The organism is Pseudomonas sp. SIMBA_067, assembly GCF_046534675.1.
Classification (GTDB): Bacteria; Pseudomonadota; Gammaproteobacteria; order Pseudomonadales; family Pseudomonadaceae; genus Aquipseudomonas; species Aquipseudomonas putida.
The window spans coordinates 1-262 of sequence record NZ_JAWRYH010000669.1 but is presented as its reverse complement, the minus strand read 5'-3'; the positions used below and the strand labels follow the sequence as shown (position 1 = coordinate 262).

The following is a 262-nucleotide window of genomic DNA, read 5'->3' as shown; positions in this document are numbered from 1 at the left end:
CTACTGCTTCCAATTGTCTCTCTTCGAGCCTATTTCGTTGTGTTTGCCAATCATAATTTTCGCCTAACTCATTGGCCCCTGCACAAAATAGCCAGCGAAAACGCTCCTCGACATTTTTTGGTGTTAGTGAAAGAAATATAGCATCCAACGGTGCTAATTCTTGTTCAGACAGAGCCCATGGAGCATCTTTGAAGCCACGGTTTCTCTGTAAAAAATGCCGTAACTCATTCCACAACCTTTCTTTTTCATCAGAAGATGTGAG

Annotated in this window: 1 protein-coding gene; it reads right to left on the bottom strand. The window is 42.4% G+C overall.

What is annotated here, in order from left to right:
• Positions 1-262 (bottom strand): hypothetical protein (locus SB765_RS30800; RefSeq protein WP_410932645.1); only part of this gene is annotated, 262 nt, incomplete at both ends.